Here is a 15,100-nt window from a genome sequence, read left to right on the forward strand (position 1 = left end):
CTTATGAAAAAGTGGCCATTAATCATTATTATGGCAGCCATTGTCGGGCTGATTTTAGCGTTTATCATTGGGCAAATACTACCTAAGATGCGCACGAGTAGCAGTGACATCGAGGTCAATATCACCGACCCTGCTCTTATTAAACAAGGGGAATATGTCGCGCGTACCGCTGACTGTGTCGCCTGCCATACGACCCTTGACGGTGAAACTTATGCCGGCGGTCTGCCTATGCTAACACCACTGGGTGCCATTTATTCAACCAATATTACCCCTGATAAAGAAACCGGTATTGGTCAGTATACCTTTACTGACTTTAAAAATGCCGTCAAGCATGGCGTGCGTCGTGATAATAAAGCCCTTTACCCTGCGATGCCTTATCCTTCTTATCAGCTTATGCCAGATGAAGATTTGGCCGCGATGTACGCCTTTTTTATGTCAGACGTCAAACCCGTCAAGCAAGCCAATCTAAAAAGCGAGCTACCACCGGTGACCAATTGGCGCTGGCCCTTAGCATACTGGCAAGCAATGTTTGACCCAAAACGTGACTTTGTCGCTGAAAGTGATGATGCAGTGTTGGCTCGTGGACAATACTTAGTTGAAGGTCCTGGGCACTGCGGCTCTTGTCATACTGGCCGCGGTATTGGCTTCCAAGAAATCGCCTTAAATAATGCCGACTCAGAAGAATATTTGAGCGGTGCGGTTATCGATGGCTGGCGCGCCAAAAGTATTCGCGGTGAGCATCGCGGTTTGGGTACGTGGACGGTCGCAGAATTGAATGACTTCTTTAAAACCGGTCGCACTGACACCACGGCTGCCTTTGGCGCTATGGCCGAAGTGGTCGAGCACAGCACGCAATATATGACAGACTATGATATCAACGCCATGTCATCTTATCTAAAGACTTTAACGCCCGCGCCAAATAAAGAAACAACCTTGCCGGCGAAAAAAGACATTACCACGCAAAAACTGCTTGATGGCAACTATGATTCGCGCGGCTCAATCTTGTACGCCGAGTATTGCCAAGTTTGTCACCGTGCCGATGGTAAAGGCGTGGCGCGTATCTTCCCAGCCCTTGATGGCAATAGTGCGGTATATGCGAAAAATGCCGACTCTGTACTACAAATCACCTTGAGCGGTGGTCGCATGCCAGAAACTCCGCACGACCGCATGGCCTTTACCATGCCTGAATTCACTAACCTAAGTGATGCGGATGTAGCAGAAGTGGTCAACTATGTACGTAATAGCTGGACCAACCAAGCGCCTGAAATTGGTGTTGATGATGTGGTAAAAATGCGTGCTTTCCTCGCTAAAAAACCAAAAACCAGCACCGATATCGCCCCAGACTTAAGTATTGATGCGCAAACAAAAGGAGCAAAATAATGAAAAACTATCCACACAACCTGCCTGCTATTGTTAGCGTTATCTCTCAGAAAATGAAAATAAGCAAACTGACCACCGCTGTTCTGACTGCCTCAGTGATTAGTATCGCCGCTATCAGTAGCGGTTGCTCACAGCCAGAGCCTATCGAGCAAAATGCCCCTAAATATGGCTTAGTTACTGCTGATGATGCCAACGAAGATGTCGGTACCTATGTGCTGCCGCAAGATACCTCTATCTTGGATGAGCCAAACGCTGATGAGATTTTTTATGGCAAACGCTTATTAAACGAAACCAAGCGTTTATTGCCCGAGCACGTCGGCGCGCAAATGAACTGTAATAGCTGCCATATCTCGCAAGGTAAAATCCCGCTTGGCGACCCCTACATCAACAGTTATAACTTTTACCCACGCGTGATGCCACGTGCTGGTAAAGAAGTTGATTTAACCAAGCGTATTAATGGCTGCTTCCAGCGTTCGATGAATGGCAAACCTTTAAAACCTGAATCACCTGAAATGTTGGCAATGTTGGCCTATATGAAATGGCTGTCACAAAATACGCCGAAAGAACAAAAGGTCGATATCCAAAACGCTGGTAAAGTGGATGAATCTTTGGTTGGCAATCCTGTACGCGGTGAAAAAATCTACCAAGTACAATGCGCCACCTGTCATGGTGATAACGGCGAAGGCATGAAAGACAGTCGCGGCGATATTGTCTTCCCGCCATTATGGGGCGATGAATCCTTTAACATTGGCGCTGGGTTGGCGCGTACTTATAAAGCCGCGGCTTTTGTTAAGTACAATATGCCGATGGGCATTCAGACCAAAGGCTTATGGGGTCATGGTAACGTGCTGAGTGACCAAGATGCGATCGATGTCGCTGAATTTTTCACCCATCAACCGCGTCCCGACTTTGCTGGTAAAGTAAATGACTGGCCAAACGGTAACAAACCTAAAGATGCCCGTTATTAAATGCGCTAGCCTGACAACATATCAGTCATGCTGATTTATGAAACAGAAAAACCTCAAACGCATCATTTGCTTTGAGGTTTTTTGTTATCTATAAGTAATGAAAGTCAATATTTCTTATCAGCCATTATATAGTAGCACTTAATGTAGTAGCACTTAACATAATCACTCTTATTATAGTAGCCCTTACTTATCGCCATTCGCCTATGAGGTCTGTCATGCGCAAAATCCCTGTTTATACCCATCCTGCTGCTGGTTGGCCAGCGCTGATCTCATCGACTCGTAAGCTGATGGATTACAAGGCGTTTATGCGCGGTAGTGTCAGCGTCTTACATAGCAATCAGCCTAAGGGCGGCTTTGACTGTCCGGGCTGTGCGTGGCCTGACCATAAGACCCATAAAGTTATCGATGTCTGTGAAAACGGTATCAAAGTCATTGCCAGTGAAACGATGAACCAACGCGCAGATGCAGCGTTTTTTGCCAGACATAGCGTGACCGAACTGCAAAGTTGGTCAGGCTATGAGCTTGAGCATAGCGGACGCTTATCAGAGCCGTTATATTATGATGCAGCGCAAGATCGTTACGTCGCTATTTCTTGGCAAGCCGCTTATGAGCGTATCGCTGATGTCTTAAAAAATCTTGATTCACCAGATGAAGCCTTATTTTATACTTCAGGACGCGTGACCAACGAGCCAGCTTTTATGTTTCAGCTGTTTGTACGCTGTTTTGGCACCAATAATTTGCCAGATTGCTCCAATATGTGTCATGAGCCAACGTCAGTGATGCTCGGCAAACAATTAGGCGTCGGTAAAGCCACCGTGGTTTTGGAAGATTTTGAGCAAGCAAAGTTGATTATGCTGTTTGGGCAAAATCCTGCCACTAATCACCCGCGTATGCTTGAGATGCTAGCGCACGCTCATAAACAAGGCTGCCGTATTATCTCTATCAACCCGATGCGTGAGCAAGGTTTAAGCAAGTTTAGAAATCCGCAAAAACCAACCCATATGGCTGCAGGACAAAGCGATGAGATGGTCGATGAGGTCATTCAAATTCAAATCGGTGGTGATGTCGCTTTATTGACTGGTTTGGCTAAATGGCTGGTAGAAAATGATAAGATTGATAGTGAGTTTATTAGCACTCATACTTCAGGATTTGATGATTTAAAACAATGGCTGATCGCCCAATCTTGGACAGATATTGAGCTTGGCTCTGGTATTACGCAAGCAGACATCATCAACCTTGCCAAGCTCGTGGCAGACAGTCCTGCCACTATCTGTACGTGGGGCATGGGCATTACCCAACACGTCCAAGGCGAAGATAATGTCGCCATGATTACCAATTTGCTGCTACTGATGGGTATGATTGGTATCGATGGTGCAGGCGCCTCGCCCGTTCGTGGTCACTCCAATGTGCAGGGCGATCGCACTATGGGTATCCATGAGCGCCCTAAACAAAGCCTACTTGATAGCCTTGAGCGCGTATTTAAGCGCCCTATGCCGCAAGAAGATGGACTTGATGTCATTGCTGGAGCTAAAGCATTGATGCAAGGTAAACTTAAAGCCTTTATCAGTATGGGCGGTAATTATGCCGTTGCCGCACCCGATAAGAGTGCGATTCAAACCGCCTTAACCACTACTCAGCTTAATGTTTTTATCGCTACCAAGCTCAATGAAACCATGCTATATCCGGGTGCAAACAACCTTATCTTGCCATGTATAGGGCGTACCGAACGCGTGATAACGGCCAAAGGCGAGCAGTTTGCGACGATTGAAGACTCTATGTGCCAGATTGTGCCCACGCAAGGACGTCTAAAACCGATTAGTGATGATTTAAAGTCTGAAGCGCAAATTGTGGCTGATATGGCAACCCATGTGCTTGGGTCTGATTCGTCAATTCCATGGCAGACCATGGGTAGCGACTTCGATATCATCCGTAATTATATTGCCCGTGCTATTGACGGCTTTGAGAACTTTAATGAGCGTATCCGTGAAAGCGAGCGCGGTTTTCATTTATACCACCCAGCACGTCATCGCGTTTGGAATACCGATAGTGGTAAAGCCCAATTTGAAGTACCGCAATATCCGATTACTTATGTCGCCGCGCAAATGGCACAAACTAGCGCGGACTATCATAGCAATGACACGAGCGACAATTTTAAAGATAAAAATATCGAAAAAAGTACTGAGCAAAAAGTATGGCAATTGACTAGCGTCCGTAGTCATGATCAATTTAACACCATGATTTTCGGGTTTAAAGACCGCTATCGCCAAACCAACCGCCGCGATGTGTTATTTATGCATCCCGATGAAATCAAGCGTTTAGGCTGGCAAAAAGGTGATAGTGTCATAGTATCGCGGCAAGGCAGCAAGGATGAGCGGCGTACCTTGGGTCCTTTGATACTTACTGAGATGGACATCGCTGCCAACGCGGTGGCGACCTATTATCCTGAATGTAACGACCTTATTGACTTGGACAGTCATGCTCCTGACTCGAGGACACCGGCTTATAAGTCGGTTACTGTTGTTTTACAGCGCGTTAATGAAGGCAGTTTGGCAGCTACCGCTTAATAGCGCTTAATGTCCTACGATAATGGTTAAAATAATGGTCAATAAAAATAACTTAGCGACAGTAGATACTTTGGCAACAGATGCTGCTGAGGCGTCAATGGATAATCAGACAGTGCCACTATCGCGGCTGCATTTGGCACAAAAACATCGTTATTTATCTACTGAAAACTCCACTTATGCAGCCAAAGAAATAGAGATTGATGATAAATCAGCAATGCTAGCAGTAGAGGCCGCCGTTGCGATTATCATTAATGGTATCCATTATGCGATATTGATGGCAAGCCCCTATCAGCTTGAATATCTTGCCATTGGCTTTTTATACAGTGAAGGGCTAATTCATCATAGTCATGAATTATTAGATTGGGAAATAACGCAACTGACCGATATCGAAAGTTATCAGAGATTCAGCAATGACTTAACGGATGATTCGGCTACTGCAACGACTACTTTTGAGCAGTTTTCAACGCAGCTACAAGACTATGATGTGTATGTAGTAGAACTGATATTAAATCAGCGCTGTCATCAGCGTATTCAAGCGCAAAAGCGGCAGCTAGCAGGACGTACAGGCTGCGGAATGTGTGGTATCACAGGACTGACGCAAGCACTTCCCGATTTAAGCAGTTATTCAGCGCCAAACTTAGAATCAGCCAAAAAAATGTCGCAACCCACCGCTCCTACTCTAAATTATCTATTGCAAGTACGACAAAATATTAACGCCGCACAACACACGCATCAATTAACCGGTGCAGTACATGCCGCTGCCACCATGCAAGGCGCTGACTTATATCTATTCGAGGACGTCGGACGCCATAATGCCCTCGATAAACTCATCGGTTGGCAATTACGCCATAAGGCAGAGCTGACATGCGTGGTGATGACATCACGGCTGTCTATTGAGCTGGTGCAAAAAGCCATTCGTAGTCGCCTACCTTGGCTTGTCGGCATGTCTGCACCGACTAGCACTGCGGTACGGGTTGCTGAGCGCTATGGCTTGGGGCTGGCAGGATTTTTACGCGACGACCGAGTTACTTATTATACTAATTATGAGGACGCTTAAACCGACAAACTAGCGGCGACTCTTTTTTTATAACCATTTAACTCTATCACTAAACCGCTAAGCAATAACTATTTTCTACTTATTTTTACTTCAACTTAACTCTCCCTGTAAGTTCCTAAAAGAGCCCTAGCCTTTATCGTTATCCTTTCCTTGATACAAGAAAATTTGTTTAAAATTCATAGTTTCTCCTAACCTCTTCTGCTTATTATAACCATTTTAATGACGATCTATTAGATTATCTTAATGCTGGCTGACTAAAAAGTCTGCGGTAAAATTTGAGATAGCAGACAGAATAGGTTACTCTTACCGCACAAACATGTTACGAGAATTTAACATCGCTGTAGTTTTATTTATCAATGACGAGTAAATACTGGCAATAACTGCCGTAAAAATTTACTTATTATCACGACAGCGGATGTTCGCTCACAAGCAATAAAGGGATGAAAATCTATCCTAACTATTGCTTAACGCAGCTACTATAAACAGCTCCATCTAGCACCGCCCAAGCAGTTTAGGCTCAGTGCTTATCCGTATTTTTGCTAGAGATACTTAGTCAATAAGCGTCTTTTAGCGTCTCGTTACTATCGAGTAAGCCTCACTTGACAGCGTAATGGTCAATCCGTTAACAGACGCCTATTGAGAGTTGCCGCCGTTATTTCTAAGACAAAGTTTTAGTCTATTTTTTTTGCAAATATTTGTCTAACGGACTGTGCTAAATAAAAAAGCGGCATCACATTTAACGTGAGCGTTTGGCTTGCCTCATTGAGTGCTTGTGCGCTGTATACAAGCAGCGAATAGAACCAATGCGTCCTATTACATTCCTAACAGTTTGTGGCATGACTTTTATTGCAAACCTTTATTCTTCAAACAATTGCGAGGTATGAATTTGAAAACTGAGTCATTGTTCCAATTTTCATCAATCACCATTCTTTTACTTTTATTAGGATTTTATGGCGGTACTTACCTGCTGTCTTTATTGATTAAAAAAGATAAGGAAACCACTTCTGGATTTATGGTCGCCGGTCATGGTGTCGGTTTCGGCATGGGCGCGGCGAGTATGACTGCAACTTGGATTTGGGCAGCCTCGTTTTATGCGGCTGCAACCTCCGGTTATAAATACGGCGTTTCAGGACCGCTACATTATGGTTTTTGGGGCGCTTTGATGATTTTATTCATCTACCCTTTTGGCATGCGCTTTCGCGAACTTGCTCCTAATGGACACACCTTAGGTGAACTTATCCACGCGCGCCACGGATCATCAAGCCAATTAATTTTAGCCATATCTAACCTTATGGGCAGCTTAATTAGCTTGATGGTCAACTTTACCGCTGCTGGTGCTTTGGTATCAGTATTATCACCGTTATCGTTTCAGACCGGCGTCATTATCGCAGGTGTCGGAGTGCTCAGCTATACGTTGACCTCTGGATTTCGAGCGTCCGTATTTACCGATTTTGCTCAATTGGTGGCTCTGATGGCGATTGGAGTCATCATCATCCCTGCCGTGCTATTTGCCATGGGCGGGCCTGCGGTCATGGTCAGCGGCTTATCAAACTTAACCTTAGAGCAGCAAAACCTGTTTTCTTCTGAAGCCTTTTTTCAGCAAGGGGCGCCTTATTTTGTCGCGGTATTGGCTTATGCCATCGGCAACCAAACCATTACCCAGCGATTATTTGCCATTGATAAAACCAAAATCAAAGCCACTTTTGTCACTGCAACGGTCGGCTACGCGGGCATCGTCATTGGTCTTGGTATGATTGGTTTGATGGCTTTGACCATTGGTATTGAACCGCTCGATGGTAATATGAATAACTTAATCCCGCAAATGGTTAGTACTTATTTGCATCCGGTATTTATTGCCTTGTTCTTTATTTTGGTCATTGGCTCATTATCCTCAACCGCTGACTCAGATTTATCGGCGCTATCAACGATTATGATGGCGGACGTTTATGGCAAAAATATCGCTAAAGGGCGTGTAAAACCAAAAACCATGATGCTGGTTGGACGCTCAACCATGATTATTGCCACCGCTGCTGGATTGATTTTCGCTAGCTTTAAGCTTGATATATTGGTCATGCTGGTCTTCGTTGGTGCATTATGGGGCACCATTGTATTCCCTGTGATTGCCAGTGTGTTCTGGAATCGCGTGACCAATGTGGCCTTTACCTCAGCCGTCATCGTCGGGTTGTTATTATTTTGCGTCGCACGCTTTGAGCTGATTCCCATTGAAGGCTTCACCGCACTATTCTTTGAGATTTTGGCCAGTGTTGGCGCTGCTGTCGTGATTGGACTCATGGTCTTTGGCTTTTTAGGACGCAAAATCGGTATGGTCGCCGCCGCTATTACGCTAGTACTGATGCTCATTTTTGCCACCGGCTTTTTACGCCAATATATGGTCTTGTTGGCCTCCTTGACCGCTTACGGTGCCAGTACCATCGTCTGCGTGATTGTCAGCCTTATGGGTGACGAGCATTTTGATTTTGACCTCATTAAACAGCGGGTGGGCAACTACGATAAACAGCCGCAAGCAAAAACGTTACCAAAAACTTAAGCAAAATCTTATTAGGCATTGATGGTTAACCAATGCTTGGTTAGCCATTCTTACTGAAGTCTAGTAAGCAAAAAATTTGTATAAACACTATAAGGAGACATCATGGACAACGTCTTTATCTATGGATTTTATATCCTCGTCTGGCCGGCGATTACCCTTGGGGTGCTGACATTAATCTGTACCGCAACTTATCGCGATTTCAAAAAAGCAAAACGTAATAATCAAGATATTGTCTAGCAAGCGTTAAACTAAAATAGTTATATTTAACAAGTCATCACTGAATTTAGGTTTGGCGATGACTTCATTTGCACCAATTTTGCTATCCTTTTACCTTATTAAGGCTCAAATAATGCCTCATTTATGGTTAAATAGCGGCAACTTAGCAAATAAGCGCTGTTTCGTTAAAAAATGACTTGTAATTTAAATTATTTTTGCTAATATAGGCATCCTTGATTGGCTGGGTGGCAGAGTGGTCATGCAGCGGACTGCAACTCCGTTAACGCCGGTTCGATTCCGACCTCAGCCTCCAATTATTTAGCTATAAATATATAAGTATGACGTTAATTTTAGCTTGCTTTATTAATGGAAATGCTTATAATAGCGACCACTATCTAATAAGTAGAAAGCTTACTTTTAGATAAGACAAGTTTTGCCCGGGTGGTGAAATTGGTAGACACAAGGGATTTAAAATCCCTCGCTAGTAATAGCGTGCCGGTTCAAGTCCGGCTCCGGGTACCATTATATTAAAAGGCCTCCAAGCAATTGGAGGCCTTTTTCTTTTCCTAAATTTCTTATTTATAACTCTGTTATTTATCGATATAAAAAAATCTTAAGAGAATAGTACTTTTCTTGTGTTTGCAAAATCACTAGATAGGCTAATCACCGTTCTATTATAATTAGAACTTCACATCCCAAACTTAGTAGTACATTTAAACCAAAAAAAATCCGACCACATTAAATGATCGGATTTTCAATATTTGGTGGAGATGGCGGAAACTAAACTATAGACGTAAAGCATTGATTTATATAGATATATAAATTTTGAAATAAGACGATACCAACCATAATACCAACAATCGTTTTTGATTTTGCTGTTATTCAATACGTATTATATTGACTGAATATTATTTTGTAATTGATTGTCATGATACTATCAAAAAATATTTAATTATCGGTCCAATCATTATGAATAAGCTTTTTATTTTTCTTACTGCGATTTTCTTGACCGCATGTAGTGATTCAAATAGTAAGCCTGAATATGGTTCAGATTCTAACTTGCCTATCAATTGTCGTGCTTATATAGAGGAAGCTATAAGCTACTATGAGCGTGAGACTGAGCCTTATGAATATGAAACACTCGATACAAACTATTATTGCTCACCTGATGACTGGTATAGCAGTTCATGCCAAGAACACATAGATAATGTAGGAGAGGCTTTAGAGGTAAAGACCGACCAAGTCAAAATATTAAAAGACTCTCTTAGAAGTCATTGCGGCTTCGGTGGTGACTTATGGCCGGATTAGCATTACTCACCTACTATCTAAATTAAGCATCTTACGCTGCACTCCTAATACTTTTTCCATCAGGTTCATATATTCGCACATTATTTTATTGTACGTAGTTCGGTGCATTCCTTTGGGCCGTTCACCAATGCCATGAATGATGCCATCTTGCCAGCCTAACCGTGTCCTAATCGCATTCAATCGCCTAAACAAATTATCAATAGGTTGTTCAAGCTGTGAGCCATACTTACCGCCTATGCAATGTCTGCACACATACAAGCCGGCACAATATAATACTGACACTCGCTTGCTGCACTTTGGGCAAAGCCACCAGTGACGATGACCACCATAATTGCATGGCGTTCTTGATAGCTGAATACTGTAACTGTATGACTTGCCGCGTCGCTCATACCCCACTTGTATGCTGTTAGCCTTTTGGCGTGTTAGTTGATCGCGATAGTGCGATATTTTTAGTTTCGAATGGTGACTGAGGTTTGACGCTGTGGCTATTGCTGGCATGTTTATCTCTCAAGGTTATCTAAATCATTAAGCAAATTTTCTTTTTTCTATTGTAGCTTACTTATTTCATGCTCTTTTTATGGACTCGCAAAATTCATCATTGGTGAACATGCCCCCAATTTTGGGGTTATCTATACGGGCCGTAATTGGACCGTCCTAACCTTAAGTTTTATTAAGTCAGCGGCTTTCTGAATAACAGGTTTTAACAGGTTCTCATCTTATGGCTTTTTTGGGGTTCGTCATCATTTCGAGGGTGTGAAGTTATTAACGCCCAACTTTGGACGGTGCTAATCCTAGCCCCCATTGGTGACTGGGATTGATTTAGATGAATCCAAACTTGGATTTATTCCTCCCTTTTTATGGACTCTAAAAAGTCTGCCCTAAGATGTCCAAAAAGTCTTGATTCATGCGCTGCGTGCAATAAGATTCCCACCAACTGTGGAGATTTGAGCCTTTGGCGGTAATTCAATAAATCGGCGAGCTGCGCGTTAGATGTAAGGTTTTATAAGGTTTTTGGGCTTGCCAGCGTTAAGGAAAACCTAGGGGAAACCTCAGGTTTGTAGCTAGCTGTTTGAGCATGACCGCAGTTGGCATGAGTGCTAATACGCTCAATATTGAGCCCATCTATCTTGTTGTTTAATAGCGCCTGAATAGATGTGAGCAAAGTTGAGCGCATCTACTCTATTGCGGACTGACAAAATTAGATAACACCAAAGTTGGTGGCATTTGTTCCAAGCGTAAATCACATTTCTGTCACTCACCTTGTTTATCATGATTGCCGTTGGCGATAATGTCATGTCTTAACTTCCGTCATTGGCGGGAGTTGAATAGAACCCAAAATAGATGCGTCCAAACTTGGACTTATCTATCCCTTTTATAGGTTCTAAAAACTAGGGGAAACCTCACGCGCGCGTACTGTTCCATAAACCTATCTTTACCACTTGCTAACCACTCATTTTCAGCCATGCTTAAGATGTCCGAAAACCTACTGATTCATTGGGTGATTATCTAAAACCTTAGGGAAACCTTAGGGCTGTCGATTCAAAATTGCGAGGCATGATGCAGTGGTATTGTATAAGATGGGGTTATCAAACATTGTTGAGGGTGTCATTTTGAAATATTGGTTGAAGTGGATAGCGGGGGCAATAATAGTATTACTCATTCTGTGGGGAATGGTAGTGCTGTTTAATAAGTTCAATACCTTGCTCATATTGGTTGTGCTATGGCAAGCATGGCGCATTGATAACCTAGAAAAGCTAGTCAATATGAGAATAGACCGGGATGAAGAAACATATGCCAAGATATATGCTGCTATGGATAGACTGCAAGAAAGAACGGAGGCTAAAGCAGATAGGTTGTGTGATCGGTTGTCTGAGGTAGAGGATGACACTAGAAAGCTAAAGCGTCAGAACAACTTCTATGACGATAGTGACCGCTATAAATATGATTGATACTGTAAAAACGTGCCTAAACTGCCTAAATCGCTTAAAATCCTTATAACGTATAGCCTTAAGTTAGTAACACCTCTGTCCTAAGCGTGCCTAAATTGCCTTTATTGTGCCTAAATGGGCTTGTTTCCAGGACGGTTTAGGCAAAAAAGGCACGGTTAGGCAAATGCCTTTACTAAGTAAAACCCCCTAGCTGTAAGGGCTAAGGGGTATTTAGGCAAAAAAGGCACGTTTTTCAGGTAATAGTATTATTTATAAAGCTTAGGGTTTACCTCTATAATCTTTCTTTGCCCTTCCTTGATTTGTCTGATATGCCTCATACTTTCCAAGTTATCTAACTCATTTTGTAGCACCTTGTTATTTTTCCGCATTGGCTTAGGTGCGCCATTGTAAGCATCAGCACGATTTAACATAGGCGGATTTTTACCCCTCGCTTGATCCACTAGCCAGCTACTTAACTTCTCACTGTCGTTCTGCTCACCTGTTGGCGTTGCATCAAGGTAGCGCAAGCGTTCAGCGGTGGAATACTCAACTAACATAAAGGCCCGTGTTATATCATCAGTGGTAACGGTCTTGCGGCCATCAAAGAATGCCATTAGTGAGGCGATGCGGCTCGCATTTTCTGCCATTCGTGAAGCATACGCTTTTAGATATTCTAACGGCTGCCCCTTTGCCTGCCTGTCCTCTATTTCCTGTTTGAAGTCGCTAAAAACTTGCCTAGTCTGTTTGTCTGCCCATTGCATTTTAATACGCTGCGGTGCGCCTGTGCTGTCATTAGGCAGATTGGCTGGCAATGGGTCAAGTAAGCTCTGACAGCGTGCCCAGTATTCTATTAAGTACGGATTATCGTATGGGCTGTCATTATTGCGCTGTTCATCGTTCCATACTCTTTGACCTCGTAAATCTTCGGGGCAAGCAATCAAGGCACGGGCTAAAAAGCCTTGTCCATTCATCACGGGGTCGGCTAGTGCTGGCTCTAAGATAACGCGCTGTCCTTGTAGTAATAGCGTCATACGCACGTTGTAAGCGTCTGTATGTGGTGTTGCATAGGCAGACTTTTGCGAGCGTAAACGGGACACCTCACCATCACTATAAAGGGTCGTCAATGATGATAGGGCATTGCCTGCGGTGTCACCTTTCATTGTGTGGCCATTAAAGAATTGGGCGGCTTCGTCTGTTGTCCATGAAGCGTTACTGATACTGCCATCAATAAATTTATCGAGTATCGGCTCAATGGTTGCTTCTTTAAACATGGTCTTAGGGTTTTGGGGCTTTGGGTTGGACTCTAAGAAGTCGGCTAACTCCTTACCTTTAAGGCTTACCCTGTCATTCTCCCATGATGACAGTTCAATAAGATAATCAGCATATAGCTGCTTCTCATACTCACGTATTTTGAAGTGAGTTAAGCCCATGGCTTGTGACTTGCCGCTACCGCTCTCACCCTCTGTAATCAATATAAGACTGGTTGGCATGTGCCCGTGTCCCATCGGTGCGTCAATGAAACGCTGCCCCATGTGTGCCAATGCCCCTAAAGCGCTTTGTCCTGCGATTGCAGTTGGTGCTTGCGTGTAATGTGCCACTACCTCAACAACGTGCTTTAATAAGCCTGTGAACGCATCTATAGGGTATGGCGTGGGCTTTTTTGGATTATTGGCTAATGGTTCAGGTTCGCCCCATATTTCAGCCTGTAGATCGAGTATGGTTGTATCACTGTCCGCTAGTATATCTGCATAGGTAGAATGGTTATCTAACTGTAGCAGCACATCAAAAACAGTGATAACCGCTTTGACGTTTGCACCTGCCAGCGGCTTACAGATTTTGTCTTTCTTATCTATGGTGGTAAAGATAGTAACGGGGTAGGCTTCGGCAAAATGCTTCACCATGCCATTAAATAACAGCCTATCAAGGCTTACCAGTACCGTAACATTGTCATTTATTAAGCATTGAGCAAGCATTACAGCGTCATCTAAGTTATCAACGGCTATCAGCTCACTATCAAGGCTTAACGTGCCAATGATTAAGGCAGACGGCTGCATACGGTCAATGATTAGAGGCTTTGTGCTGCTATTAGGCGTGACGCTGGCAAGGGTGACGGGTTGGTCTTGATTGCTGCTTAATACTAGCCCTATCGTACCAGCTGTAAGCGCTATCCTACCTGTATCAAAGCCTGTGGTTATGGTAATATCACTATCAAGGTGCAATAGCTTACCTTGTATGCCTAACTGTTCACATAGGTTATATAAGTCTAGTAGTGTATTGTCATCTGCCAGCCCTTGCCGTGTGGCTGCATTAAATCGACTTACCATGTCTAAGCCTGCGCTAAATGCGCGGGCTTTTTCATAGGTGGCTGTTTGCTGTGTGGTGGTCATCTAGTCCCCCTTGTTTGCGACTGGTTCAGCTGGCGTGTGGCTCTATATTTCTTGTAGTAGCTCTTACGCTTAGCATGCCTACGGCTTTGCTTTGGTGGGTAGGTTTTCATTATTTGCCCACCTTGCTATAGCCAGTCATTGCTAGGGTGTCGTTAATGCCCTCTAATTTTTCATATAGTAGGTTTGCCCATGTGTCGGTGGCATCATGTGCTAGGCGTGCCAGTGCTGGGACTGTGTGCGCTTCTATCTTGTCATAGTGAATGAGTGCTAGTAGCTGCCCAATATCATATAAGGCAGTGGCTGCCCCATCAATATCACAAGCAATATCGGATAAATCAAAAGCAGATATTAAAATCACTTGTTTATCGTCTGCTTCGGTGGTGTCTATGAGTGTGCGCTGGTTTGATTGACTGCCACTGTATAGCGTGGCTATTGCTTGGCGGTTGGCTTCGGTGTCATGGAATAGTGAGGGCAATACATAGCAGTCATCATGATATGCCCTACCATCAGCGCGATATAAGCACTCAACATTGCCAATATTGATAGTTAGGCAGTCTTTTGACTTGTTGAATAGCTTGTAAGTACCATCGCCTACAGACGGGCATAAGACGGCATCACCTGCCTTGAATGTGGCTAGTGTGCTGTTAGTAGGGGTTTGAGTGTTTGAGGTGGTACGGATTGAATTAGGCATGATAGCCTCCTGTTAGATTTTGAGTAGGTGCCACGCTATACGATAAAGGTATA

11 protein-coding genes and 2 tRNA genes are annotated in these 15,100 nt (G+C 43.7%); 10 read left to right on the forward strand and 3 right to left on the reverse strand.

Features of this window, described 5'->3' with window-relative positions; genetic code table 11:
* The first annotated feature begins 3 nt into the window (after nt 1–3).
* The 9 genes from H9653_RS00085 to H9653_RS00120 all read left to right on the forward strand — a co-directional run bounded on the left by H9653_RS00085 (nt 4) and on the right by H9653_RS00120 (nt 10,041).
* Nucleotides 4–1,380 carry a cytochrome c gene (locus tag H9653_RS00085; protein ID WP_191689607.1) on the forward strand — a complete coding sequence of 459 codons (1,377 nt, stop codon included), beginning with the start codon at nt 4–6 and terminating at the stop codon, nt 1,378–1,380.
* Nucleotides 1,380–2,348, forward strand: coding sequence for a c-type cytochrome (locus H9653_RS00090; protein WP_225211531.1), 969 nt, complete (start codon nt 1,380–1,382; stop codon nt 2,346–2,348). Before H9653_RS00085 ends, H9653_RS00090 begins: the two co-directional genes overlap by 1 nt.
* Before the next feature lie 215 nt (nt 2,349–2,563).
* Nucleotides 2,564–4,912 carry an FdhF/YdeP family oxidoreductase gene (locus H9653_RS00095; protein WP_191689609.1) on the forward strand — a complete coding sequence of 783 codons (2,349 nt, stop codon included), beginning with the start codon at nt 2,564–2,566 and terminating at the stop codon, nt 4,910–4,912.
* A 34-nt stretch (nt 4,913–4,946) separates the two neighbouring features.
* On the forward strand, nt 4,947–5,969 hold the full coding sequence (gene fdhD, locus H9653_RS00100) for a formate dehydrogenase accessory sulfurtransferase FdhD (protein WP_191689611.1): 1,023 nt from the start codon (nt 4,947–4,949) through the stop codon (nt 5,967–5,969).
* A gap of 901 nt (nt 5,970–6,870) precedes the next feature.
* Entirely contained in the window at nt 6,871–8,517 is a 1,647-nt protein-coding gene (locus H9653_RS00105; protein WP_223808474.1) for a sodium:solute symporter family protein, read from the forward strand.
* Between the two features lie 102 nt (nt 8,518–8,619).
* Nucleotides 8,620–8,754, forward strand: a complete 135-nt coding sequence (locus H9653_RS12420; protein WP_223808464.1) for a putative transporter small subunit — start codon at nt 8,620–8,622, stop codon at nt 8,752–8,754.
* A 218-nt stretch (nt 8,755–8,972) separates the two neighbouring features.
* Nucleotides 8,973–9,046: transfer RNA gene (locus H9653_RS00110), tRNA-Cys, on the forward strand.
* A gap of 122 nt (nt 9,047–9,168) precedes the next feature.
* A tRNA-Leu gene (locus H9653_RS00115) sits at nt 9,169–9,255 on the forward strand.
* A 447-nt stretch (nt 9,256–9,702) separates the two neighbouring features.
* Complete coding sequence (locus tag H9653_RS00120) at nt 9,703–10,041, forward strand: hypothetical protein (RefSeq protein WP_191689613.1); 339 nt, start codon at nt 9,703–9,705, stop codon at nt 10,039–10,041.
* Between the two features lie 233 nt (nt 10,042–10,274).
* Here H9653_RS00120 and H9653_RS00125 read toward each other — a convergent pair whose 3' ends face one another.
* Entirely contained in the window at nt 10,275–10,430 is a 156-nt protein-coding gene (locus H9653_RS00125) for a hypothetical protein (protein ID WP_191689615.1), read from the reverse strand.
* Nucleotides 10,431–11,618: 1,188 nt separating this feature from the next.
* On the opposite strand from H9653_RS00125, the gene H9653_RS00130 reads away from it, so the two are divergent.
* Nucleotides 11,619–11,990, forward strand: coding sequence for a hypothetical protein (locus tag H9653_RS00130; RefSeq protein WP_191689617.1), 372 nt, complete (start codon nt 11,619–11,621; stop codon nt 11,988–11,990).
* 245 nt (nt 11,991–12,235) lie between these two features.
* On the opposite strand, the gene H9653_RS00135 is transcribed toward H9653_RS00130, so the two are convergent.
* Both H9653_RS00135 and H9653_RS00140 read right to left on the reverse strand, forming a co-directional pair.
* On the reverse strand, nt 12,236–14,356 hold the full coding sequence (locus H9653_RS00135) for a DUF3987 domain-containing protein (RefSeq protein ID WP_191689619.1): 2,121 nt from the start codon (nt 14,354–14,356) through the stop codon (nt 12,236–12,238).
* 109 nt (nt 14,357–14,465) lie between these two features.
* Nucleotides 14,466–15,047, reverse strand: a complete 582-nt coding sequence (locus H9653_RS00140) for a hypothetical protein (RefSeq protein ID WP_191689621.1) — start codon at nt 15,045–15,047, stop codon at nt 14,466–14,468.
* Nucleotides 15,048–15,100: the final 53 nt, after the last annotated feature.

The organism is Psychrobacter communis (genome assembly GCF_014836505.1).
GTDB lineage: Bacteria > Pseudomonadota > Gammaproteobacteria > Pseudomonadales > Moraxellaceae > Psychrobacter > Psychrobacter faecalis.

Excerpts from the sequence above, each read along its gene's own strand:
- H9653_RS00085 (WP_191689607.1), top strand. The coding sequence starts at position 4 with ATGAAAAAGTGGCCATTAATCATTATTATGGCAGCCATTGTCGGGCTG.
- H9653_RS00090 (WP_225211531.1), top strand. The coding sequence starts at position 1,380 with ATGAAAAACTATCCACACAACCTGCCTGCTATTGTTAGCGTTATCTCT.
- H9653_RS00095 (WP_191689609.1), top strand. The coding sequence starts at position 2,564 with ATGCGCAAAATCCCTGTTTATACCCATCCTGCTGCTGGTTGGCCAGCG.
- fdhD (WP_191689611.1), top strand. The coding sequence starts at position 4,947 with ATGGTCAATAAAAATAACTTAGCGACAGTAGATACTTTGGCAACAGAT.
- H9653_RS12420 (WP_223808464.1), top strand. The coding sequence starts at position 8,620 with ATGGACAACGTCTTTATCTATGGATTTTATATCCTCGTCTGGCCGGCG.
- H9653_RS00120 (WP_191689613.1), top strand. The coding sequence starts at position 9,703 with ATGAATAAGCTTTTTATTTTTCTTACTGCGATTTTCTTGACCGCATGT.
- H9653_RS00125 (WP_191689615.1), bottom strand. The coding sequence starts at position 10,430 with ATGAGCGACGCGGCAAGTCATACAGTTACAGTATTCAGCTATCAAGAA.
- H9653_RS00130 (WP_191689617.1), top strand. The coding sequence starts at position 11,619 with ATGGGGTTATCAAACATTGTTGAGGGTGTCATTTTGAAATATTGGTTG.
- H9653_RS00135 (WP_191689619.1), bottom strand. The coding sequence starts at position 14,356 with ATGACCACCACACAGCAAACAGCCACCTATGAAAAAGCCCGCGCATTT.
- H9653_RS00140 (WP_191689621.1), bottom strand. The coding sequence starts at position 15,047 with ATGCCTAATTCAATCCGTACCACCTCAAACACTCAAACCCCTACTAAC.